The sequence below is a fragment of the Streptomyces sp. LN549 genome, assembly GCF_043203805.1.
GTDB lineage: Bacteria > Actinomycetota > Actinomycetes > Streptomycetales > Streptomycetaceae > Streptomyces.
In genome coordinates this window covers 5,389,880-5,411,361 of sequence record NZ_JAZHRI010000002.1, presented here as the reverse complement: position 1 = coordinate 5,411,361, position 21,482 = coordinate 5,389,880, and the positions used below count along the sequence as shown (strand labels likewise).

At 72.5% G+C, this 21,482-nt stretch carries 19 protein-coding genes; 9 read left to right on the top strand and 10 right to left on the bottom strand.

Annotated features, from left to right (window positions below; all coding sequences use genetic code 11):
* The first annotated feature begins 121 nt into the window (after positions 1–121).
* Entirely contained in the window at positions 122–1,483 is a 1,362-nt protein-coding gene (locus SH922_RS24655) for an FAD-binding protein (RefSeq protein ID WP_393060021.1), read from the top strand.
* 75 nt (positions 1,484–1,558) lie between these two features.
* Complete coding sequence (locus SH922_RS24650; RefSeq protein WP_393060020.1) at positions 1,559–2,359, top strand: decaprenylphospho-beta-D-erythro-pentofuranosid-2-ulose 2-reductase; 801 nt, start codon at positions 1,559–1,561, stop codon at positions 2,357–2,359.
* Between the two features lie 82 nt (positions 2,360–2,441).
* Here SH922_RS24650 and SH922_RS24645 read toward each other — a convergent pair whose 3' ends face one another.
* Together SH922_RS24645 and trpS are read right to left on the bottom strand one after the other, a co-directional pair.
* Entirely contained in the window at positions 2,442–3,032 is a 591-nt protein-coding gene (locus SH922_RS24645; protein WP_393060019.1) for a 2'-5' RNA ligase family protein, read from the bottom strand.
* 106 nt (positions 3,033–3,138) lie between these two features.
* Positions 3,139–4,152 (bottom strand): tryptophan--tRNA ligase, encoded by a 1,014-nt coding sequence (gene trpS / locus SH922_RS24640; protein ID WP_393060018.1) that lies wholly within the window; start codon positions 4,150–4,152, stop codon positions 3,139–3,141.
* A 214-nt stretch (positions 4,153–4,366) separates the two neighbouring features.
* Between trpS and rocD the strand changes: the two genes are divergently transcribed.
* The gene (gene rocD, locus SH922_RS24635; RefSeq protein WP_393060017.1) at positions 4,367–5,572 is read left to right on the top strand and encodes an ornithine--oxo-acid transaminase; all 1,206 of its coding nucleotides are present in this window, start codon (positions 4,367–4,369) and stop codon (positions 5,570–5,572) included.
* A 98-nt stretch (positions 5,573–5,670) separates the two neighbouring features.
* Entirely contained in the window at positions 5,671–6,540 is an 870-nt protein-coding gene (locus SH922_RS24630; protein WP_393063678.1) for a hypothetical protein, read from the top strand.
* Positions 6,541–6,546: 6 nt separating this feature from the next.
* Here the strand turns inward: SH922_RS24630 and SH922_RS24625 are convergent, their stop codons facing one another.
* Positions 6,547–7,950 carry a PLP-dependent aminotransferase family protein gene (locus SH922_RS24625; RefSeq protein ID WP_393060016.1) on the bottom strand — a complete coding sequence of 468 codons (1,404 nt, stop codon included), beginning with the start codon at positions 7,948–7,950 and terminating at the stop codon, positions 6,547–6,549.
* A 47-nt stretch (positions 7,951–7,997) separates the two neighbouring features.
* Here SH922_RS24625 and SH922_RS24620 point away from each other — a divergent pair, with 47 nt between their 5' ends.
* Both SH922_RS24620 and SH922_RS24615 read left to right on the top strand, forming a co-directional pair.
* Positions 7,998–8,507, top strand: a complete 510-nt coding sequence (locus tag SH922_RS24620) for a carboxymuconolactone decarboxylase family protein (protein WP_393060015.1) — start codon at positions 7,998–8,000, stop codon at positions 8,505–8,507.
* 46 nt (positions 8,508–8,553) lie between these two features.
* Positions 8,554–9,273 (top strand): isocitrate lyase/phosphoenolpyruvate mutase family protein, encoded by a 720-nt coding sequence (locus tag SH922_RS24615; protein ID WP_393060014.1) that lies wholly within the window; start codon positions 8,554–8,556, stop codon positions 9,271–9,273.
* A gap of 94 nt (positions 9,274–9,367) precedes the next feature.
* Here SH922_RS24615 and SH922_RS24610 read toward each other — a convergent pair whose 3' ends face one another.
* From SH922_RS24610 to SH922_RS24595, 4 genes are all read right to left on the bottom strand, one after another.
* Positions 9,368–10,357, bottom strand: a complete 990-nt coding sequence (locus SH922_RS24610; protein ID WP_393060013.1) for a malate dehydrogenase — start codon at positions 10,355–10,357, stop codon at positions 9,368–9,370.
* A gap of 200 nt (positions 10,358–10,557) precedes the next feature.
* Positions 10,558–11,661 carry an XRE family transcriptional regulator gene (locus SH922_RS24605; protein ID WP_393060012.1) on the bottom strand — a complete coding sequence of 368 codons (1,104 nt, stop codon included), beginning with the start codon at positions 11,659–11,661 and terminating at the stop codon, positions 10,558–10,560.
* Between the two features lie 457 nt (positions 11,662–12,118).
* The gene (locus SH922_RS24600) at positions 12,119–12,706 is read right to left on the bottom strand and encodes a DUF3017 domain-containing protein (RefSeq protein ID WP_393060011.1); all 588 of its coding nucleotides are present in this window, start codon (positions 12,704–12,706) and stop codon (positions 12,119–12,121) included.
* Between the two features lie 29 nt (positions 12,707–12,735).
* A complete protein-coding gene (locus tag SH922_RS24595) occupies positions 12,736–13,599 on the bottom strand; it encodes a bifunctional methylenetetrahydrofolate dehydrogenase/methenyltetrahydrofolate cyclohydrolase (RefSeq protein ID WP_393060010.1) in 864 nt (287 codons plus the stop codon).
* A gap of 228 nt (positions 13,600–13,827) precedes the next feature.
* On the opposite strand from SH922_RS24595, the gene SH922_RS24590 reads away from it, so the two are divergent.
* Positions 13,828–14,601 carry an RDD family protein gene (locus tag SH922_RS24590; protein WP_393060009.1) on the top strand — a complete coding sequence of 258 codons (774 nt, stop codon included), beginning with the start codon at positions 13,828–13,830 and terminating at the stop codon, positions 14,599–14,601.
* Positions 14,602–14,713: 112 nt separating this feature from the next.
* Here the strand turns inward: SH922_RS24590 and purH are convergent, their stop codons facing one another.
* Together purH and purN are read right to left on the bottom strand one after the other, a co-directional pair.
* Positions 14,714–16,267 carry a bifunctional phosphoribosylaminoimidazolecarboxamide formyltransferase/IMP cyclohydrolase gene (gene purH, locus SH922_RS24585; RefSeq protein ID WP_393060008.1) on the bottom strand — a complete coding sequence of 518 codons (1,554 nt, stop codon included), beginning with the start codon at positions 16,265–16,267 and terminating at the stop codon, positions 14,714–14,716.
* The gene (gene purN, locus SH922_RS24580; RefSeq protein ID WP_393060007.1) at positions 16,254–16,910 is read right to left on the bottom strand and encodes a phosphoribosylglycinamide formyltransferase; all 657 of its coding nucleotides are present in this window, start codon (positions 16,908–16,910) and stop codon (positions 16,254–16,256) included. The genes purH and purN overlap by 14 nt, the downstream gene beginning before the upstream one ends.
* A gap of 365 nt (positions 16,911–17,275) precedes the next feature.
* Here purN and SH922_RS24575 point away from each other — a divergent pair, with 365 nt between their 5' ends.
* Positions 17,276–18,247 (top strand): hypothetical protein, encoded by a 972-nt coding sequence (locus SH922_RS24575; protein WP_393060006.1) that lies wholly within the window; start codon positions 17,276–17,278, stop codon positions 18,245–18,247.
* Here SH922_RS24575 and SH922_RS24570 read toward each other — a convergent pair.
* Positions 18,237–19,901, bottom strand: coding sequence for a DUF6350 family protein (locus tag SH922_RS24570; protein ID WP_393063677.1), 1,665 nt, complete (start codon positions 19,899–19,901; stop codon positions 18,237–18,239). The genes SH922_RS24575 and SH922_RS24570 overlap by 11 nt on opposite strands.
* A gap of 125 nt (positions 19,902–20,026) precedes the next feature.
* On the opposite strand from SH922_RS24570, the gene SH922_RS24565 reads away from it, so the two are divergent.
* On the top strand, positions 20,027–21,409 hold the full coding sequence (locus tag SH922_RS24565) for a helix-turn-helix domain-containing protein (RefSeq protein WP_393060005.1): 1,383 nt from the start codon (positions 20,027–20,029) through the stop codon (positions 21,407–21,409).
* Positions 21,410–21,482 lie beyond the last annotated feature (73 nt).

The window sequence follows — 21,482 nt, the reverse complement described above, 5'->3', positions numbered from 1 at the left end:
GGACACCGAAATCAGGCGTCCCGTCGGCAGCGTAGAAGATGACTCCCCTTCAATCACCCATTTCGGTGAGTGTTGTAACAAATCCCTCAAAGGTGTTTTCTCGGGCGATACGGTCACCCTCATGTCTGTCGACACCGTGTCCCTGACCGGCTGGGGCCGTACCGCCCCGACGACCGCGCTGCGCTTCCACCCCCGTAGTCACGAGGAGGCCGTCGCCGCCGTGCGCGGCTGCGGGCCGCGCGGCTCGATCGCTCGAGGCCTCGGCCGGGCGCACGGCGACGCGGCGCAGAACGCCGGGGGTTCCGTCCTCGACATGACGGGACTGGACCGGATCCGCACCATCGACGCCGGGGCCGGCCTCGTGGTGTGCGACGCGGGGGTGAGCCTGCACCGGCTGTTGGAGGTGCTGCTGCCGCTCGGCTGGTTCCTGCCGGTGACACCCGGCAGCCGGTACATCACGGTGGGCGGGGCGATCGGCTCCGACGTCCACGGTCACAACCACCGCACCTCCGGCTCCTTCTCCCGCCACGTCACGGAGTTCGAGCTCCTCACCGCGGACGGCGGGATCCGTACGGTCCGCGCCGGCACCCCGCTCTTCGACGCGACGGCGGGGGGCCTGGGCCTGACCGGGGTGATCCTCTCGGCCACGCTGCGGTTCCATCCCGTCGTGACGTCCCTGATGTCGGTCGACACCGAACGGGCCCTCGATCTCGATGACTTGATGACGAGGCTTGCCACCGGGAGCCGCCGCCACCGCTATGCGTCGGCCTGGGTCGACCTGACCGCCCGCGGCCGGTCGACGGGGCGTGGCGTCCTGACCCTGGGGGAGCACGCACCCCTGAACATGCTCCCGGCGCACGCCCGGCGCACACCGCTGCTCTTCCGCCCCACTCCCCTGCCCCCCACGCACTCCCTCGTACCGGACCTCGTGCCCGGCGGGCTGCTCGGCCGCATGTCCGCCGCCGCCTTCAACGAGCTCCGCTACCGCCGCGCACCGCGGGCCCGCACCGGTGAACTCCAGCGGATCTCCACGTTCTTCCACCCCCTGGACACCGCGCCGCACGCCCACCGGATCCGCGGCCGGGGCGGCTTCGTGCACTACGAGTTCACCGTCGGGGACAGGCGGGCGGAGACACTGCGCCGGATCGTCGGACAGGTCTCGCAACGGCGCTGCCCTTCGTTCCTCGCCGTGCTCAAACGGTTCGGACCGGGCGATCCCGGCTGGCTGTCCTTCCCGGAAGCCGGCTGGAGCCTCGCCCTCGACCTGCCCGCGGCCCTGCCGGGACTGGCCCGCTTCCTCGACCGCCTGGACGAGGAGGTGGCGGCGGCGGGCGGCCGGGTCTGTCTGACGGCCGACGCCCGGCTGCGCCCGGACGCGCTGGCCGCGATGTACCCGCGAGTGGACGCGTTCCGGCAGCTCCGGGCCGAGCTGGACCCGAACGGGGCGTTCCGGTCGGACCTTTCGCGCCGGCTCTCCCTCTGACGGCGCGACGGCCGCCACCCCTTCCGCGCGTTCCCCTCATCCGCCTTCCGCCACCCGCCCTTAAGGAGCGTTCTCGTGAAGGATGCCTTCGGTGCCCCGCAGTCCCTGCTCATCCTCGGCGGCACATCGGAGATCGGGCTCGCCACCGCACGCCGCCTGATCGCCCGCCGCACCCGCACCGTCTGGCTGGCCGGACGCCCCTCCCCCGCCCTGGAGTCGGCCGCGGCCGAACTGCGCGGCCGGGGCACCTATGTCCGTACCGTCGACTTCGACGCGCTGGACACCGAGTCCCACGAGGCCGGCCTCGGCAAGATCTTCACCGAGGGCGACATCGACATGGTGCTCCTCGCCTTCGGTGTCCCCGGCGACCAGGAGCGCGACGAGGAGGAGCCCCTCGCCGCGGTCCGGGTCGCCCAGACGAACTACACGGGGGCCGTCTCCGCCGGGCTGGTGTGCGCCGGCGCACTCCAGGCGCAGGGTCACGGCTCACTGGTGGTGCTCTCCTCGGTGGCGGGGGAGCGCGCCCGGCGCGCGGACTTCATCTACGGGTCGAGCAAGGCGGGCCTGGACGCGTTCGCGCAGGGGCTCGGGGACGCCCTGCACGGGACGGGCGTGCACGTGATGGTCGTACGCCCCGGGCTCGTCCGGCCGGCGACCGCGCCGGCCGGGTCGGCCGCCGCGGCGGCCGATGCGCCACTCGCGATGATCCCGTTCACCCGGACCCCGCTGGTGACCACGCCGGACGCGGTCGCGGAAGCGATCGTGACGGGGCTGCGGCGGCGTTCGGAGACGGTGTGGGTGCCGGGGGCGCTGCGGGCGGTGATGTCGGCGCTGCGGCATGTGCCGCGGCCGCTGTTCCGGCGCCTGCCGGTCTGAGCCGGAGGGGAACCGCCCTGCCCGGCCCGCTCAGGTGGGGCGTGGGGGTGCGGGCCCGTGAAGGTGCGGGCCCGCGGCCTTCTCAGGTGTGGAGCGAGGGTGCGTCCATGGAGCTGCCGCTCTGCGCGGGCACGGCGGGGCTGCCGCCGCCCGCTCCGAACGGGAACTCGTTGATCTTGCGCCAGACGCTGTCCGCGCCCTGCTCGTACAGGGCGAAGGAACCACAGGTCCAGGACGCCTCGTAGTCGCCGAGCTCCGCATAGGCCCGGTCCATCGCCGTTTCGGAGATGCCGTGCGCCACGGTCACATGCGGGTGGTACGGGAACTGGAGCTCGCGCACCAGCGGCCCGGAGGCGTCCCGGACCCGCTTCTGGAGCCAGGAGCAGGCCGAGGCACCCTCGACGACCTGGACGAAGACGACCGGCGAGAGCGGGCGGAAGGTGCCCGTGCCGGACAGTCGCATCGGGAAGGGGCGGCCGCCGGCCGCGATCGCTGCGAGGTGCACCTCGATCGCGGCGAGGTCGGCCGCCTCGGCCTCGGTCGGCGGCAGGAGGGTGACGTGGGTGGGAATGCCGTGTGCGGCAGGGTCCCCGAAGCTCGCGCGCCGCTCTTGGAGCAGGCTGCCGTAGGGCTCCGGGACCGCGATCGAAACGCCGAGCGTTACGGTCCCCACGTCGTTCTCCTCAATCCTCGATGGTCTGTTTTCAGCCACTGACGGCCGCATGCTTCACGCCGCCAGTGTGCCGCCTGTGGAGGTCCTGACGCCAGGGTCCTTGGACTCAGTGCTTGGCGGGCAGAAGGCCCATCCGGTCATAGGTCAGCGCCAGAGTCTCGGCGGCGACGGCCCGGGCCTTCTCCGCCCCCTTGGCCAGGATGGAGTCCAGCGTCTCCGTGTCGTCGAGATATTCCTGGGTACGGGTGCGGAACGGTGTGACGAAGTCGACCATGACCTCGGCGAGGTCGGTCTTCAGCGCACCGTAGCCCTTGCCCTCGTACTTCTGCTCCAGGTCGGCGACCGACGTGTCGGTGAGGGTCGAGTAGATGGACAGCAGATTGCTGACCCCCGGCTTCTCGACCTGGTCGAAGCGGATCACGGTGTCGGTGTCAGTGACGGCGCTCTTCACCTTCTTGGCGGTCGTCTTCGGCTCGTCGAGGAGGTTGATCAGACCCTTGGTGGTCGCCGCGGACTTGCTCATCTTCGCGGACGGGTCCTGAAGGTCGTAGATCTTCGCCGTCTCCTTGAGGATGTACGGGTCCGGCACGGTGAAGGTGTCCCCGTAGGTGCCGTTGAACCGCTCGGCGAGATTGCGGGTCAGCTCCAGGTGCTGGCGCTGGTCCTCTCCCACCGGGACCTGGTCGGCCTGGTACAGCAGGATGTCGGCGACCATCAGCAGCGGATAGGTGAAGAGCCCCACCGTGGTGCGGTCGGTCCCCTGCTTGGCGGACTTGTCCTTGAACTGCGTCATCCGGGACGCCTCGCCGAATCCGGCCAGACAGTTCATGACCCACCCGAGCTGGGCGTGCTCGGGGACGTGGCTCTGGACGAAGAGCGTGCAGCGCTCCGGGTCCACTCCGGCGGCGAGCAGCTGGGCGACGGCGAGCCTGGTGTTGGCGCGCAGCTCCGCCGGGTCCTGCGGGACGGTGATCGCGTGCAGGTCGACCACCATGTAGAAGGCGTCGTGGGAATCCTGCAGTGCCACCCACTGGCGGACCGCGCCGAGGTAGTTGCCGAGGTGGAACGAGCCTGCGGTGGGCTGGATTCCGGAGAGCACACGGGGACGTTCAGAGGCCATGGAAGTCATTGTCTCAGGTACGGAAGGGATCTCGGGCAGCCGGTGCGAGAAAGGTACGAGGACGCCTGACGGGGTTCCGCGGAGGGCCGCGGAGCCCGCCCGGCAGCGGAAAACGCGGGCGCGCCGCGAACTGAAGGTTTCCTCGTGGGCGATCCGACCGACGATACAAAGTGGGCAAGACCCCGGCCCACGCCGCACGACGAACGGAGATCCCGTGTCGACCACGGAAACCGCCATCGCCTCTGCCGAGGCGCACAGCGCGCACAACTACCATCCGCTGCCCGTCGTCGTCGCCACGGCGGACGGCGCCTGGATGACCGATGTAGAGGGCCGGCGCTACCTCGACATGCTCGCCGGTTACTCGGCGCTCAATTTCGGCCACGGCAACCGCCGTCTGATCGACGCGGCCAAGGCACAGCTGGAGCGGGTGACCCTCACCTCACGGGCCTTCCACCACGACCGGTTCGCCGACTTCTGTACGCAGCTCGCCGAGCTGTGCGGCATGGAGATGGTGCTGCCCATGAACACCGGGGCGGAGGCGGTGGAGACCGCGGTGAAGACGGCCCGCAAGTGGGGCTACCGGGTCAAGGGCGTCCCGGACGGCATGGCGAAGATCATCGTCGCCGCCGACAACTTCCACGGCCGGACGACGACGATCGTCAGCTTCTCCACGGACCACGAGGCGCGCGCGGACTTCGGTCCGTACACCCCGGGGTTCGAGATCGTGCCGTACGGCGACCTGACCGCGCTGCGGGCGGCGATGACCGAGAACACCGTGGCGGTGCTGCTGGAGCCGATCCAGGGCGAGGCCGGGGTGCTGGTGCCGCCGCCCGGCTACCTCCCCGGGGTCCGCGAGCTGACCCGCGAGCGGAACGTGCTGTTCATCGCGGACGAGATCCAGTCGGGCCTCGGCCGGACCGGGAAGACCTTCGCCTGTGAGCACGAGGATGTCGTGCCCGACATGTACGTGCTCGGCAAGGCGCTGGGCGGAGGTGTGGTGCCCGTGTCGGCGGTGGTCTCGTCCGCGGCGGTGCTGGGGATCTACCGGCCCGGGGAGCACGGCTCGACGTTCGGCGGCAATCCGCTGGCGTGCGCGGTCGCGCTGGAGGTCATCGCGATGCTGCGCACCGGTGAGTACCAGCAGCGGGCCGCCGAGCTGGGCGAGCACCTCCATCAGGAGCTGGGCCTGCTGGTGGGCGGCGGCGCGGTGGAGGCGGTGCGGGGCCGTGGGCTGTGGGCGGGCGTCGACATCGAACCGGGCCACGGCACGGGACGGGAGATCTCCGAGAAGCTGATGGACCGGCGGGTGCTGGTGAAGGACACCCATGGTTCGACGATCCGGATCGCCCCGCCGCTGGTGATCAGCAAGGAGGATCTGGACTGGGGGCTGGAGCAGCTGCGCGAGGTGCTGCGCGGCTGATCGCCGGCACCCGGCCTGCCGGGAGGGGCGGGGCCGGGGTTCCGGCTGGGACCCCGGCCCCGCGCCGTCCCCAGTAGAGTCCCCGTGTGCTCCTGGGGATGATCTGCGCGCTCGGTTCCGCGGTCTGCTTCGGCACGGCCTCCGTCCTCCAGGCCGTCGCCGCGCGGGCCGCCGCCGAGCCCGGGGCCGGTGCGGGGGTCGATCCGGCCCTGCTGCTGCGGGCCCTTCGCCAGTGGCGTTACGTGGCCGGGCTCGCCCTCGACGGCCTCGGTTTCGTCTTCCAGATCATCGCCCTGCGCTCGCTGCCCATCTATGCGGTGGGCGCGGCCCTGGCCGCGAGTCTGGCCGTGACCGCGGTCGTCGCCGCCCGGCTGCTCGGGGTCCGGCTGAGCGCCACCGAGTGGACGGCCGTCGCCGTGGTCTGCGCGGGCCTCGGCATGCTGGGGCTCTCCTCCGGCGAGGAGGGTCAGGCGGCCGGATCGGATGCGCTGCGCTGGTCGATGCTCGGCGTCGCCGTCGGCATCCTGCTGATCGGCACGGCGGCGGGCCGGCTGCCCGAGCGGGGGCGCGCCCTCGTCCTGGGGCTCGGCGCGGGCTGCGGTTTCGGGGTGGTGGAGGTCGCCGTCCGGCTGATCGACGATGTGTCGCCCTCCGCGCTCGTCACCAACCCCGCCGTGTACGCACTGCTGGTGGGCGGCGGTTCGGCGTTCCTGCTGCTCACCTCGGCGCTGCAGCGCGGTTCGGTGACGACCGCCACGGCCGGGATGGTGCTGGGCGAGACGATCGGGCCCGCGCTGGTGGGGGTCGTCTGGCTCGGGGACCGTACCCGCGACGGCCTCGGCTGGCCGGCGGTCACCGGCTTCGCGGTGGCCGTGGCGGGAGCGCTGGCCCTGGCCCGGTTCGGCGAGGCCCCTGCGGACACTCCGCAGCCCGCGGTGCCGGGCGCGCCACCCGTAAGGCACCCGTAGGCCCGCTCACGGCAGGATCCGGCACAGGGCGTCCAGTGCGCCCGCCCAGGCGCTGTCGGTCGGCGTTCCGTAACCGATGACCAGGGCCTCGCGCCGCACCTCGGCGTCCGGGTGGCGGAAGAAGGACAGGCCCTGCACGGCGAGCCCCTGCCAGGCCGCTGACCTGATCACCTCGGCCTCCGTGCCCTCCGGGAGTTCGAGTACGGCGTGCAGACCGGCGGCGATCCCGCTGACACGGATGGCGGGGGCCCGCTCCGCCAGTGCCGCGACCAGTTGGTCGCGCCGGTTGCGGTAGCGCAGCCGCACGGAGCGCACATGCCGGTCGTACGCGCCGGAGGCGATGAACTCCGCCAGGGTCAGCTGGTCCAGCGCGCTCGACGCCCAGTCGCTCCAGCCCTTGGCCGCGGTCACCTCGCCGACCAGTGACTGCGGCACCACCATCCACCCCATCCGCAGCCCCGGCGCCAGTGACTTGCTGGCCGTCCCCAGGTACACGACGCGTTCGGGGTCCAGGCCCTGGAGCGCGCCGACCGGCTGGCGGTCGTAGCGGAACTCTCCGTCGTAGTCGTCCTCCAGGATCAGTCCGCCGGTACTGCGCGCCCAGTCGACGGCCGCGGCCCGCCGGTCGGGGTGGAGCGGCACCCCGGTCGGGAACTGGTGAGCGGGTGTCAGGAGCACCGCGCCCGCGCCCCGCATCCCGTGCAGTTCGCCGGTCCGGGAGCCGAGTCCGTCGAGCGGCAGACAGGGGATGCGCAGGCCGGCGTCGGTGAGCAGGCCCGTGTGCACGTCCAGTCCGTACGACTCGACGGCCACCTCGCGCACGCGGCGCTCCCGCAGCACCTTCCCCATCATCCTCAGCCCGTGGACGAAGCCGGCGCAGACCACGATGCGTTCGGGATCCGCGTACACCCCGCGGGCCCGTGCCAGGTAGTCGGCGAGCACGGTGCGCAGCTCGATGCGGCCGGCCGGGTCGCCGTAGCCGAAGGCGTCGTTGGGTGCGCGGGTGAGGGCGCGGCGGGCCGCCTTCAGCCATTCGGCGCGCGGGAACGTCGCGAGGTCGGGCGAGCCGGGCATCAGGCTGTACGTGGGACTGCTGCGGGGCGGCCGGGTGCGCGGCGCCGAGGTGGCGGACGGGCGTGGCTCGGACCGCTGCGCCACCCGGGTGCCGGAGCCCTGCCGGGCGGTGAGCCAGCCCTCGGCGACCAGTTCCGCGTAGGCGTCGGCGACGGTGTTGCGGGCGATGCCGAGGTCGGCGGAGAGGGTCCTGGACGACGGCAGCCGGGTCCCGGGCGCCAGCCGGCCGGTCCGGGCCGCCTCCCGCAGGGCGTCCATGAGTCCGGCCCGCAGCCCGTTCGACCCGGTCACGTCGATATGCAGGTCGGCGCCGAAAGTGGCCCAGGCATCTGTCATGGAAATGGACCATACAGGTGCGCCACTCGCCGCGTAGCGTCATATCCATGACGACGAACACACACAGCCACGCGACCTCCGAGTACGCCCCCGAGCACACCCCCCGCATGCAGTGGACCGAGCACGCCCCCGACGTCTACAAGGCGATGGCCCGCCTGGATGCCGCGTCCCGCAAGGGGCTCGACCCGGTCGTGGCCGAGCTGGTGAAGATCCGGTGCTCGCAGCTGAACCACTGCGCGTTCTGCCTCGACATGCACACCAAGGACGCACTCGCCGCCGGTGAGTCCATCGAGCGGATCGTGCAGCTCAGCGCCTGGGAGGAGTCGCAGCACTTCTACACGCCGAAGGAGATCGCGGCGATCGGGCTGGCCGAGGCGATGACCGTCCTGACCGACGGTTTCGTGCCGGACGAGGTGTACGCGACGGCCGCCAAGCATTTCGACGAGGCCGAGCTCGCCCACCTCATCGCCGCGATCATCACGATCAACTCCTGGAACCGGTTCGCCGTGACCACCCGCATGGTCCCGGGGCACTACACCCCCGGCGACCACCGCTGACCCGCCCTCTCCCCGGTCCACCTGCCCGTCTCAGGAGCCTTCCGCGATGACCGCATCCGTCCTCCGCGCCCTGCACCACGGCCGCACCCCCGGCGATCCGCTGGTCCTCCCCGGCCCGTGGGACGCCGCGAGCGCCCGCGTTCTCGCCGACGCGGGGTTCCCGGCCCTCGCCACACCGAGCGCCGGGGTGGCGGCCTCGCTCGGGTACGAGGACGGGGCCACGCCCGCCGCCGAGATGTTCGCGGCGGTGGCGCGGATCGCCCGCGCCGTCTCCGTGCCCGTGTCGGCCGACGTCGAGGCGGGGTACGGGCTGGCGCCCGGGGAGCTGGTGGAGCGGCTGCTCGATGCCGGGGCCGTCGGCTGCAATCTGGAGGACACGGTGGACGGGGTCCTCGTGGATGCCGGGTGGCAGGCGGACCGGCTGGCGGCGGTGCGGGCGGCCGCCGGGGACGCGCTGTTCGTCAACGCCCGGGTGGACACGTACGTCACCGGCGTCCCGGAGGGCACCGACCAGGAGGCCGAGACCGTGCGCCGCGCGCTGCTGTACGTGGCGGCGGGCGCCGACGGCGTCTACCCGATCATGGCGCCACCCGAGGCCCTCCCCCGCCTGGCCGCCGCCGTACCGGTGCCGCTGAACGCCCTCGCCCGGCCGGACGGTCCGGGTCCGCGACGCCTCGGTGAACTGGGCGCCACCCGTGTCACGTTCGGCCCCGGCCTCCAACGCCGTGCCATGGCGGCCCTGGGCGAGATCGCCGCCGTGCTCTGAAAGCGCTCCGGCCCTTCCGGGAACGCCACCGCCCCCGGCAGCGACTGCTGCCGGGGGCGGTGGCGTTCCCGCGTCCCCCGAGGGGACGTGCGGATCAGATCAGGCCGAGCTCGCGGACCGCGTCGCGCTCCTCGGTGAGCTCCTTCACCGACGCGTCGATGCGCGCACGGGAGAACTCGTTGATGTCCAGGCCCTGGACGATCTTGTACGTGCCGTTCTCCGTGGTGACGGGGAAGGACGAGATGATGCCCTCGGGGACGCCGTAGGAGCCGTCCGACGGGATACCCATGGAGGTCCAGTCGCCCTCGGCGGTGCCGTTGACCCAGGTGTACACGTGGTCGATGGCGGCGTTCGCGGCGGAGGCGGCCGAGGACGCGCCACGGGCCTCGATGATCGCGGCGCCGCGCTTGGCGACGGTCGGGATGAAGGTGTCGGCCAGCCAGGCCTCGTCGTTGACGAGCTCGGCGGCGTTCTTCCCGGCGACCTCCGCGTGGAAGATGTCCGGGTACTGGGTGGCCGAGTGGTTGCCCCAGATCGTCAGCTTCTTGATGTCGGAGACGGCGGCACCGGTCTTGGCGGCCAGCTGCGAGATCGCGCGGTTGTGGTCCAGACGGGTCATCGCGGTGAAGCGCTCCGCCGGTACGTCCGGGGCGGCGGCCTGCGCGATGAGCGCGTTGGTGTTGGCCGGGTTGCCGACGACGAGGACCTTGATGTCGTCCGCGGCGTTGTCGTTGATCGCCTTGCCCTGCGGCTTGAAGATGCCGCCGTTGGCGGAGAGCAGGTCGCCGCGCTCCATGCCCTTCGTGCGCGGGCGGGCGCCGACGAGCAGGGCGACGTTCGCGCCGGCGAAGCCGACGTTGGCGTCGTCGGTGATCTCGATGTTGCGCAGCAGCGGGAAGGCGCAGTCGTCGAGCTCCATCGCGGTGCCCTCGGCCGCCTTCAGCCCCTGCGGGATCTCCAGGAGACGCAGGTTGACCGGCACGTCCGGGCCGAGCAGGTGGCCGGAGGCGATGCGGAAGAGCAGCGCGTAGCCGATCTGGCCGGCTGCGCCGGTCACGGTGACATTCACGGGAGTGCGGGTCATGGCGATCTCCGTTAGACAGCTGGCGGTGGGGGCTCCTGGCCCCTGGTGCTGGACATCCCTGAATCTTGATGTGAAGAGATATCCAGCGATCAGGCTATCCGACCCGGAACCCCGCGGCCGCCCACCCCCCTGTGGCACCGCACACAACCGGTCACTCCCCGCTCACCCGTCCGCGGCCGACCGGCGTGAGGTCCTTCCCCCTACCCGGCCGCTTCGACGGTGCACCCTCGCGTACCGGAGGCGAGCGCGGCACACGCCTCGACGTCGGCGATCCGTTTCACGGCGACCATCGGGGTGTACGCGGCCGTGGTCGCGTCCACCGTGCTGTTCTGCCCTGCCTCGCCCGCGGTGATCTCGACGGTGTCACCGGGGACGGCCCCGGTGATCCGCGCCCACGCCGCGGCGCAGGTCTCGCTGTAGCGCACCTCTATGACGCTCGTGCCGACGGTGGCGCTGGAGAGCGTACGGACGTGCTCGCCGCCGCAGCCCATCTCTTCGGGGTCCTGGCCCGCGCATGTCGAGCCCTTGCACTCGACGCCGGCGGGCAGCACCGGAGCGCTGGCCGTCGGCGTAGGGGAGGGCGTGTTCGCGGCCTCGGCGCCCTTGGAGTCGCCGTCCGGGCCGATCAGGAGCACCACACCGGTGACCACGAGCAGGACGCCCACGACGACGGCCGCGATCACGGCCGTCCTGCGGTTGCCTCCGCCCTTGCCACCGGGCCCGTCGCGACGCGCGGGCGGCTGCGGTCCGCCGATGCCGGCGGCGAAGGCCACGGCGGGCGGCAGGCCGTGCCCCGGGGCGGAGTCCGGCCCGGCCTGCGGCTGCTGCGGAACCCGCGGAAGGGACCCGCGCTGAGCCGGCACGGACGGTGAGCGGCCCTCGCCCGGCACCGTGCCCGCCCCCGCGCCCCCCGCCGTACCGACGGCGCCGGAGGGGCGGCTCCTGCCGTGTCCGCGCGGGACCCCGGCCTCGTCGAGCGCGGCCCGCGCCTGGGTGATCCGGATGGCCTCCATCGTCATGTCGTGGCGCATCTCGGCACGGCTCCAGGCCCGTTCCGCCAGCTCCCACATGGTGTTCAGATGGGCCTGGTCGGTACCGGTCACCTCGGCGAGCGCGACGATCGCCCCGCGGGGGGCGAGCAGCCGGCCGTTCAGATACCGCTCCCACGACGTCTTGCTGTAGCCCGTGCGGTCGGCCACCGCGGCGAGGCTCAGGCCGTTGCGGTCGACGAGTCTGCGCAGCTGGCCGGTGAACTCCCGGATCTGTGGGTCGAGCTCCTCCGGCAGTGCCTTCCAACGAGGCATCAATTCCCCCTACTTACTGCTGCTACCGCTTACCACTCGTTGCATGTGCGTCCCCGTTCGGTTCGGTTCGCCCGGCTTCCACTGCGCCGCGCACGTGCTGCCCCCTGTCCGGACCGGTGGTCTTCCGCTCCGGACTACCCAGGTAGATGCGCAAACGCAGACTGCCAGTTCCTGAGCAGACAGCGCATGGTGGCATTCAGGCGTCCGAGCGCACGCTCGCACGCCCCCGCCCGGGACGGCCGGGCCTTCCGCCGCCGTTGCCCAGCGATCACACCGTGGCGGAATGGTCACTTCCGTGCCACAGGCCACAGTCATCCCTTGAACCCTCGATCCCCGTCGACAAGGCTGGAGTCAGGACGGGGCAAGGCCGCTCAAGTCGCCACTTTCCGGAGCTATCCGCTCCGGCGTGCCCCGCCCCTGGTGTCCGTCCCTTCTCGGGGGAGGGGACGGACACCGTTCAGCGGATCGTGAAGTGGACCGCGTCCTCCAGGAACGGGATGTCCAGCCACGGTTTGGGCTGCGCCACGAGCGCCAGCATCACGATGAGGACGCCCAGCAGTCCGTACGTCACCAGGTCGGTGAAGCGGGAACGCACCGCGAGCATGCCCACCGAGGGAACCACCAGCCGCAGGACCGCGCCCCCGATGAGCGCCACACCGATCAGGATCGTGCCGATCCGGAAGGCCTCGTCGAAGGGGTCGGCGGCCACGATCAGCAGGCCCGCCCCGGCCGTGCAGAGCACGGCGAGCAGCGGCCACTGACGGGCGGGCGCGGGGGCGTCCCCGCCCGCAGCCCGGCCACCGCCCTCGGGACGCGCGGTGTCCCGGGTGAACGACGGGAAACGCCGCGACCGGCGCGCCGCGGGGGACGCGTCGGGGCCGGGTTCCGGGTGGCTGCCGGTGCGGCCGTCCGAACCCTCGGCAGGGCCGTCTGCCGTATCTGCGGCGGGGGCTTCGGCCGCGGCGTCAGCCGTGCCCTCCGCCTGCTCGGCGGCCGCGCCGGTCGCCGAGGCGGCCCGGTCGGCCGGACTCGTACCAGCACCCATGGGGTTCCTTCCGGATCGGTTCAGCCGGCTCAGACGGCGTCGGCGGCGTCGCGCTCGGCCGCCTCGACCACGTTGACGAGCAGCTGGGCGCGGGTCATCGGGCCGACACCGCCCGGGTTCGGCGAGATCCAGGCAGCGACCTCGGCCACGCCCGGGTGGACGTCACCGACGATCTTGCCGTTCTCGTCGCGGCTGACGCCGACGTCGAGCACGGCCGCGCCCGGCTTCACGTCCTCGGGCTTGATGATGTGCGGCACGCCGGCGGCGGCGACGATGATGTCGGCCTGGCGGAGGTGGGAGGAGAGGTCACGGGTACCGGTGTGGCACTGGGTCACCGTGGCGTTCTCGGACTTACGGGTCAGCAGCAGCGGGATCGACCGGCCGATGGTGACGCCGCGCCCGACGACCACCACGTGCGCCCCGTTGATCTCGACACCGTGGTGACGCAGCAGCTGCACGACACCCTGCGGGGTGCAGGGCAGCGGGCCCTGCTCGTTGAGCACGAGCCGGCCCAGACTCATCGGGTGCAGGCCGTCGGCGTCCTTGGCCGGATCCATGAGCTCCAGGACACGGTTGGTGTCGATCCCCTTGGGCAGGGGCAGCTGCACGATGTAACCGGTGCACGCGGGGTCGGCGTTGAGCTCGCGGACGACGTCCTCGATCTCCTCCTGCGTGGCGGTGTCGGGGAGTTCGCGCTGGATGGAGCCGATGCCGACCTGGGCACAGTCCTTGTGCTTGCCGTTCACGTACCACCTGCTGCCCGGGTCGTCCCCGACCAGCAGGGTTCCCAGGCCGGGGGTGATGCCCCGGGCCTTGAGGGCCGCTACGCGGACGGTGAGATCGGACTTGATCGCGGCTGCGGTGGCCTTGCCATCGAGAATCTGGGCAGTCATGGGGACATTCTCGCGGATGACCCGGCCCGCGGACCAATTGCAGGCGCGGCCGTGGACACAAGGTTGCACTTGGACAACTTCTTGGGCAGTGGCTGGACAAACTTACGTCCTGCTTATAACGATGAAGGCCGCAGTGCCGCAGAAGTACCCGGGGGGCGGACCGCTGATGTTTTCTTTCCTCCGTGCGGCCGCATTCGTCCCCGTACGTCCGTTGGAGGAACGCCCCAGATGAGCTTCGGCGACCCGAATCCGAACAACCCCTACGGGCAGCAGCCCGGTCAGCCGCCGCAGGGCCAGCCGGGATACGGCTACCCGCAGCAGGCCCCCCAGGGCGTCCCGCCGCAGGGTCAGCCGGGTTACGGCTACCCGCAGCAGCAGCCCGGCGTGCCCCCGCAGGGCCAGCCCGGCTACGGCTACCCGCCCCAGCAGCCGGGCGGCACCCTCCAGGCCAACAACGGCTACATCAACGTCGCGGGCCTCGGCACCGTCGAACTCGCCACGATGGGGCGTCGCCTGGGCGCCCGCGCGCTGGACGCCGTCGCGTACGGCATCCTCTACGTGATCTTCTCGGTGATCGGCGTCGCGGGTCTCGTGGGCGCCTCGGAGTCCATCGACGACTGCAGCGGCATGGAGTACGGCACCCCTGCCTACACCCAGTGCGTGAACGACGCGGCCGATGCCGGCGTCGGCATCCTCGCGGGCTTCCTCGGCTTCATCGCCGTGTTCGCGCTGATCGCGCTGCTCTACGAGTGGCTGATGGTCTCCATCTGGGGCGCCACGCTCGGCAAGATGGTCCTCAACGTCAAGGTCGTCAGGGAGAACACCGGCCAGGCCCCCGGTCTGGGTGCGGGCTTCATCCGCTGGATCATCCCGATGGTCGGCTCGCTCTTCTGCGGTCTCGGCACGCTGCTGGTCTACCTCTCCCCCTTCTTCGACAACTCGGGCAAGCTCCAGGGCTGGCACGACCGCGCCGGCAGCACGATCGTCATCAAGACGAAGTGAGCATGCTGAAGGTGTAACCACCTCACCACCACACGAAGGCCGCCAGTTCCCCACTCGTTCGGGGGAGTTGGCGGCCTTCGGTCGTACCCGGGCTACCCGGGTGCAGCTCGTGTCAGTGGAAGAAGTGGCGCGTGCCCGTGAAGTACATCGTCACGCCGGCCTTCTTCGCGGCCTCGACCACCAGCTCGTCGCGGACCGAACCGCCCGGCTGGGCCACGGCCTTGATTCCGGCCGCGGTCAGGATCTCCAGCCCGTCGGGGAAGGGGAAGAAGGCGTCGGAGGCCGCGTACGCGCCCCGTGCCCGCTCCTCGCCCGCGCGCTCGACGGCGAGCTTCGCGGAGTCGACGCGGTTGACCTGGCCCATGCCGACGCCGACCGAGGCGCCGTCCTTGGCGAGCAGGATCGCGTTGGACTTGACCGCGCGGCACGCCTTCCACGCGAACGCGAGCTCACGGAGCTCGTCGGCGGAGAGCGCCTCACCCGTGGCGAGCGTCCAGTTGGCCGGGTCGTCGCCGTCGGCCTGGAGGCGGTCGGTGACCTGGAGCAGTGCACCGCCGTCGATCGGCTTGACCTCGACCTCGGAGGACGGGGCGTCGGGGCAGCGCAGCACACGGATGTTCTTCTTGCGGGCGAGCACCTCGACGGCGCCGTCCTCGTACGCCGGGGCGACGATGACCTCGGTGAAGATCTCCGCGACCTGCTCGGCCATCGCGACCGTCACCGGGCGGTTGACGGCGATGACGCCGCCGAACGCCGACAGCGGGTCACAGGCGTGCGCGTTGCGGTGCGCCTCGGCGACGTCGTCGGCGATCGCGATGCCGCACGGGTTGGCGTGCTTGATGATCGCGACGCACGGCTCGGCGTGGTCGTACGCGGCCCGGCGCGCGGCGTCGGTGTCCGTGTAGTTGTTGTACGACATCTCCTTGCCGTGCAGCTGCTCCGCCTCGGCGAGGCCGCCCTCGCCGGAGGTGTAGAGCGCGGCGGGCTGGTGCGGGTTCTCGCCGTAGCGCAGGACGTTCTTGCGCTCGTACGTCGCACCGGTGAAGTCCGGGAAGCCCGAGTCGTCGGCAGCGGCGTAGTCGGCCGCGAACCAGGAGGCGACGGCCACGTCGTACGCGGCGGTGTGCTGGAAGGCCTCGGCCGCGAGCCGCTTGCGGGCGGTCAGGTCGAAGCCGCCCGCCTTGACGGCGGCGAGGACGTCGGCGTAGCGCTCGGGGCTGGTGACGACGGCGACCGACGGGTGGTTCTTGGCGGCGGCGCGGACCATCGACGGGCCGCCGATGTCGATCTGCTCGACGCACTCGTCGGCGGAGGCACCGGAGGCGACGGTGGCCTTGAACGGGTAGAGGTTGACGACCACCAGGTCGAACGGCTCCACACCGAGCTCGGCGAGCTGCTCGCGGTGGGCGTCCAGGCGCAGGTCGGCCAGGATGCCGGCGTGGACGCGCGGGTGCAGCGTCTTGACGCGGCCGTCGAGGCACTCGGGGAAGCCGGTGAGCTCCTCGACCTTGGTGACCGGCACTCCGGCGGCCGCGATCTTCCCGGCGGTGGAGCCGGTGGAGACCAGCTCGACACCCGCCTCGTGGAGACCGCGCGCGAGGTCTTCGAGCCCCGTCTTGTCGTAGACGCTGACCAGGGCGCGGCGGATGGGCTTATTCACCGACATGACCGAGATGAACCTTTCGTCCCTCAATGCGATAGCCGTCACGGGCGAGCCGCCCCACGGCCTCGACGAGCAGCTTGCGCTCGACTTCCTTGATGCGTTCATGGAGGGCGGCTTCGCCCTCCGGGGTGTCCTCTTCGGTCACCTCGACCACGCCCTGCGCGATGATCGGACCTGTGTCGACGCCGTCGTCGACGAAGTGGACGGTGCACCCGGTGACCTTCACGCCGTACGCGAGCGCGTCGCGCACACCGTGGGCACCGGGAAAGCTGGGGAGCAGGGCGGGATGGGTGTTGATGAACCGGCCGCCGAACCCGGCGAGGAACTCCTTGCCCACGATCTTCATGAAGCCCGCGGACACGACGAGGTCCGGGCGGTGCTCGGCGGTGGCCGCGGCGAGCGCCGCGTCCCACTCCCCGCGCGTCGCGTGGTCCTTGACCCGGCACACGAAGGTGGGAATCCCGGCCCGCTCGGCACGCTCCAGACCTGCGATGCCGTCGCGGTCCGCACCGACCGCGACGATCCGGGCGCCGTACCCCTCGGGGTCGTCGCCGATCGTGTCGAGCAGGGCTTGGAGGTTCGTACCGGAACCGGAGACCAGGACAACCAGACGGGCCGGTCCGGCGGAGGAGAGCGGGGAGGCCACGGCTGGGCCCTTTCTCGCGTGTGGAGCAGTTCGAAGCGGCCGCACCACCCGCCACATTGCGGGAGCGGCGGCACGGCGGCCATGCTGTTTGTGCGGTCGTACGAAAGAATCGCGCCCCTCGATACGGGGAACTCTACGAACGAGCCGACCGTCAGCAACGATACCGGCACCTCGGGAGACCCTCGTCTGACGGGGGTGAGGGTCCGGTGACCGCCGGCCCGGCAGGGGCGGGTGGCCCGGGTGACAGCTGTCGGCCACCACGCCCGTACGCCCAGCTTCCGGCCCCTCTGCGCCGGAGGGTAGCGTCAGGGGACAGCGAACCGTCCACTGGGCGGAAATGACGAGATGGGGAAGACGTTCACCATATGCCGGACCGACGCCGCCGCACCGCCTTCCGCCACCCGCTGCCCGAGCGGTCCTCACTGCTGATGCGGGAACGCCAGTCCCCCGCGCCGGGCTCCTCTTCCTCCTCCTCTTCCACTCCGCCCTCCTCCTCGCCGGCCGGCTCCTCCGGACCTTCCGGTCCCGACGAGGACAACCCGTTCGCCCCGCCGCCCGAGGGCCGCCCCGACCAGCCGTGGCAGCCGCGCCACCCGGCCGGCGGAGGTACGAACGGCAACGACGAGGGCAACGGCGACTCCGGGGACGCACCCGAGGGCGACTCCTCCGACAGCCGGCCCGTCTGGGGCAGCCAGTGGAGCAGCCACCAGCCGGGGCGCCAGAACGGCAACTTCGGCGGACGCCCCACCGGACCCGGCGGCCAGGGTGGCCAGGGCGGCGGACGGAACGGTCCCGACGGCCCCCGCAACGGCCTGCGCTGGGACCCGACCGACCCGGTACAGCGCCGCGCCCGGTACTCACTGCTCTCCGGCATGTGGGCCTTCTTCTTCGCGCTGTTCGACCTGCCGGAGATCGCACTGCTGCTCGGCGCACTCGCCACCTACTGGTCGATCAGCGCGCTCCGGGCCAAGCCGAAGGAGCCGTCGGCTCCGGGAGAAGCGGCCGGAGCGCCCGGCACGGGCGCCCTCGCGCAGGGCCACGGCGCCGCACCCGGTCAGCCGTCCGCCCCGGCACCGATCACCGGATCCACTGCCGCGGCGGGCCCGCAGGGGACCAACTACGTCCAGCGCGGCAGCCGGCAGCAGACGACGGCCGCGGTCAGTGGCCTGGTGACGGCGCTGATCGCCCTGTCCATCGTCGCGACGACGTTCACCGTGCAGCTGGTCTACCGGGACTACTACACCTGCGTGAACGACGCCCTCACCAAGACCGGCCAGCTGTCCTGCAACGACCTGCTCCCGAAGCCGCTGGAACCCTTCTTCGGCGTCAAGGAGTAGCGTCCTGCGGACCGGCCGGGCCGAGAGGCGCGGCCGGTCCGGAAGCCGTGGAGTCCTTCGCCGGGGTGGCATCTCCGGGTGCTGCGGGTGCTGCGGACGGGGCCGGCCTTGCGCCGGGCGTCTCCGCACGCCAGGGGTCGTTCGGCAGGAAGTCGTACGCCTCGAACTCGTCGTCCGCGTCCCCCGGGCGAGGACCCACCGGGCCGGCCGGGCGGGGCACGGACACGGGGGCCTCGTCCGCCCCGGGTTCCACCGGCCGGGGGCCGCGCCTCGGCCACCACCTGCGCCAGGCCTTCCCGGCCTCTCCCTCCGCCTCGTCCCCGGGCTTCGGCACCTCGTCCGTACCGTCCGGAACTGCGCCCTCCGCCCCGGCCGCCTGCTGTTCGGCCGGTGTGCGCCCACGCAGCCGCCAGGCCCGCAGCAGCAGCGCCACCGGGACGGCGAGTGCCGCCGTCCACACCAGGGCAGCAGCCCCCGCGAGCCACCAGACCGGGCCGAACCGTGCCAGCGCGTGGGTCCCGAGCGGCCCCCCGGCCGCGGCCGCCAGCAGGGCCGCCCCCAAGCCACAGCCGGCCGCCGCCAGCGCGGTGGTGAGCGCCGTCTCGCGCAGGCTCCACGCCTCCTCGCGCTCGCCGTGGGCGGGCGCCGCCCTTCGTACGGTGAACCAGGCGACCGTCACCGCGGCCGCGACCGGCACCGCCGCGGCCGCCCAGCTCATCGGCGTCCCGGCCCCCTGCGCCGGCAGCGCGGCCAGCAACGGGAAGTCCGGCAGCGAGGGGTGCCCCTCGAAGGCGATCGGGGTGACCGTGGACTCAGCACCGAGCGCGAAGCCGGGGCCGAGCCCGTACGCGGCACCCCACACCGCGGCGTTCGGCACCAGCGCCAGCGCCAGCAGGAGCACCGCGAACCGCCCGGCCCAGTCGCCGGAGAGCCGCAGGAACGACTCCTGAACCGGTTCCGCGTGCCACACCAGCGCCGCCGCGGCCACCAGCGCGCCCCCGCCCAGCAGGACCGCCACTCCGGCCGCCGCGGACCGGCCCACCACCTCCGCGCGCCGCGCGAACCGGGAGCGTGCCATCGCCTCGTGCAGCCGCACCGGTGCCCACGAGGGCGGCGGCCCGAGCGGGCGCCCCGAGGCCGTCCACACCCCGGCGGCCGCCGCGCCCGCCACCACGAGGACCGACGGGAACAGCAGGGACAGTGGCCGCGCGGACAGTGAGGAACCCCGGGCGTAGAGCGCGACAGCCGCCCCGACCAGCAGATATCCCCCCGTCACCAGGGCGAACGCGCCCCCGGCCGAGGGAGCGCCGCGCCCCTCCTCGGGCTCCAGCACATCCCTGGCAGCCCGGTGCACCAGCCAGACCGGCAGGGCGGTGAGGAGCAGCGGAACGACGCCGACGGGGGCCGGGGCCCCGGTCAGGGTGTCGGTCCTGATGAGCTCGGCGCCGTGCGCGAGCAGCCAGAGACCCGCCGCCGCGTGGACGGCCTCGCCGGGGCCGCTGTCGGGTGACGGGGAACTGATCCAGAGCACCACGACGAGCACGGCGACGGAGCCCAGCCCCAGCCCTGCCGCGACGGCCCCGCGCAGCAGCGCCCGGGCCTGCACGGCGGGCCGTCCGTGCTCTGCCGACAACAACGGGCCGCGTTCGGTCATTTGGGTCACGCCGCAATGCTCCCAACGACACGCGCTTATTCCGTGTAACGGGCGAACGGCCGTTGTGTCGCTCAATATACGTTTATGTACTTTTTGACCCAGTGCAGGCCGGGCGGGGAGCCCTCATGACGCAGAGCACGACCGGCACGGCCGCTGCCCATCCGCTCCCCTCGCCCAAGGAGCGGCGCAGGCTGCGGGAGGCGAAGTCACTGAGTGAGGAGCAGGTCGCGGCTGCCGTGGGCGTCACCCGGGCCACGGTCCGGGCCTGGGAGACGGGCCGGACCAGCCCGCGCGGACGCAAGCGCGAGGTGTACGCGCGACTGATCGGAACCGGCAGTACGCGCTCCGCCTCACGCCCCTCCACCGTCAAGCCGGCCACTCCGAACCACCGGCCGAGGGGCGCCGCCGCACGGCGGGCCCGGTCGGCCGAGAACGCGAGGGCGGCTGGGAGCGGGGCATCGAGGGCGGCTGAGGGCGGGGTGGCGGAGACGGCGGCCGGGCCTTCGGATCCGAAAGCTGCCGAGCCGACCGCGACGCCATCCCCGAATACCCGTCCGCCGACCCCCGTCGAAGCCACCGGGAGCGACGCCATGGACCCGACCGAGCCCGGCACCACCGCACCCGAGGCGCCCCGTGCAGCCGAGGCGGTCGAGGCAGCCGGAAGAACCGACGAGGCCGACGGGGCCGGGCCTTCGCCCGCCGAGGCGTTCGACGCGCTGTACCGGCACGCCGCCGCCGCGCTCTTCCGCCAGACCTATCTGCTGACCGGACGCCGCGCCCTCTCCCGTGAGGCCGTCGGCAAGGCCTTCGAGCAGGCCTGGCAGCGCTGGCCGGAGGTCGCCGTCGACCGCGACCCGGTGGGCTGGGTGCGGGCGGCCGCCTACGAGTACGCGATGTCGCCGTGGCGCCGGCTGCGCCGCGAGCACCGCCACCCCGACCCGCCGCCCGAGGCGCCCGGCCCACGCGCCCTGCTCGACGCGCTGCTGGCCCTGCCGCCGTCGTACCGCCGCACCCTGCTGCTGCACGACGGGGTCGGCCTGGGGCTGCCGGAGACCGCGGCGGAGACCGAGGCGAGCACCCCGGCGGCGGCCGGCCGGCTGGTGAACGCCCGGGCCGCGGTCGCCGAGCAGCTGCCCGAGCTCGCCGAGCCCTCGACACCGGAGGCGCAGTCCGCGCTGCTGCACGAACAGCTCGGCGCCCTCGCCCTCGCCCAGCCCGCGTCCTCGCTCCCCGTTCCGGACCTGATCCGTACGGGCAGCGAGCGCAAGGCGCAGCTGTGGACCAGGGCGGCCATCGCGTTCACCGTGCTGCTGATCGGGCTGACGCTGATCACCCTGGCGACGGCCCCGACGCGGTACGAGACACCCCGGTCGCCCGGGCAGAGGGTCCAGGGGGTCCCTCCGCTCGGTGGTCCGCAGAAGCTGACGCCGCAGGACAGGAAGCTTCAGAAGAAGCTCGGCAGTGAACTGGGGCGCGGTCCGGGCAGGCTGCTCCCCCGGGCCGGCTGACCCGGGCGGCCGGCCAGGCCGGCTGCGGCACGCCCTGTCACACAAAGACGCGGGCCCGTACCCCTGATCGGGG

What these genes read in the sequence shown, in the direction of transcription:
- SH922_RS24655 (WP_393060021.1), top strand. Translation starts at nt 122, where the DNA reads ATGTCTGTCGACACCGTGTCCCTGACCGGCTGGGGCCGTACCGCCCCG.
- trpS (WP_393060018.1), bottom strand. Translation starts at nt 4,152, where the DNA reads ATGGCCTCTGAACGTCCCCGTGTGCTCTCCGGAATCCAGCCCACCGCA.
- SH922_RS24630 (WP_393063678.1), top strand. Translation starts at nt 5,671, where the DNA reads ATGATCTGCGCGCTCGGTTCCGCGGTCTGCTTCGGCACGGCCTCCGTC.
- SH922_RS24625 (WP_393060016.1), bottom strand. Translation starts at nt 7,950, where the DNA reads ATGACAGATGCCTGGGCCACTTTCGGCGCCGACCTGCATATCGACGTG.
- SH922_RS24620 (WP_393060015.1), top strand. Translation starts at nt 7,998, where the DNA reads ATGACGACGAACACACACAGCCACGCGACCTCCGAGTACGCCCCCGAG.
- SH922_RS24615 (WP_393060014.1), top strand. Translation starts at nt 8,554, where the DNA reads ATGACCGCATCCGTCCTCCGCGCCCTGCACCACGGCCGCACCCCCGGC.
- SH922_RS24610 (WP_393060013.1), bottom strand. Translation starts at nt 10,357, where the DNA reads ATGACCCGCACTCCCGTGAATGTCACCGTGACCGGCGCAGCCGGCCAG.
- SH922_RS24605 (WP_393060012.1), bottom strand. Translation starts at nt 11,661, where the DNA reads ATGCCTCGTTGGAAGGCACTGCCGGAGGAGCTCGACCCACAGATCCGG.
- SH922_RS24600 (WP_393060011.1), bottom strand. Translation starts at nt 12,706, where the DNA reads ATGGGTGCTGGTACGAGTCCGGCCGACCGGGCCGCCTCGGCGACCGGC.
- SH922_RS24595 (WP_393060010.1), bottom strand. Translation starts at nt 13,599, where the DNA reads ATGACTGCCCAGATTCTCGATGGCAAGGCCACCGCAGCCGCGATCAAG.
- SH922_RS24590 (WP_393060009.1), top strand. Translation starts at nt 13,828, where the DNA reads ATGAGCTTCGGCGACCCGAATCCGAACAACCCCTACGGGCAGCAGCCC.
- purH (WP_393060008.1), bottom strand. Translation starts at nt 16,267, where the DNA reads ATGTCGGTGAATAAGCCCATCCGCCGCGCCCTGGTCAGCGTCTACGAC.
- SH922_RS24575 (WP_393060006.1), top strand. Translation starts at nt 17,276, where the DNA reads ATGCCGGACCGACGCCGCCGCACCGCCTTCCGCCACCCGCTGCCCGAG.
- SH922_RS24570 (WP_393063677.1), bottom strand. Translation starts at nt 19,901, where the DNA reads ATGACCGAACGCGGCCCGTTGTTGTCGGCAGAGCACGGACGGCCCGCC.
- SH922_RS24565 (WP_393060005.1), top strand. Translation starts at nt 20,027, where the DNA reads ATGACGCAGAGCACGACCGGCACGGCCGCTGCCCATCCGCTCCCCTCG.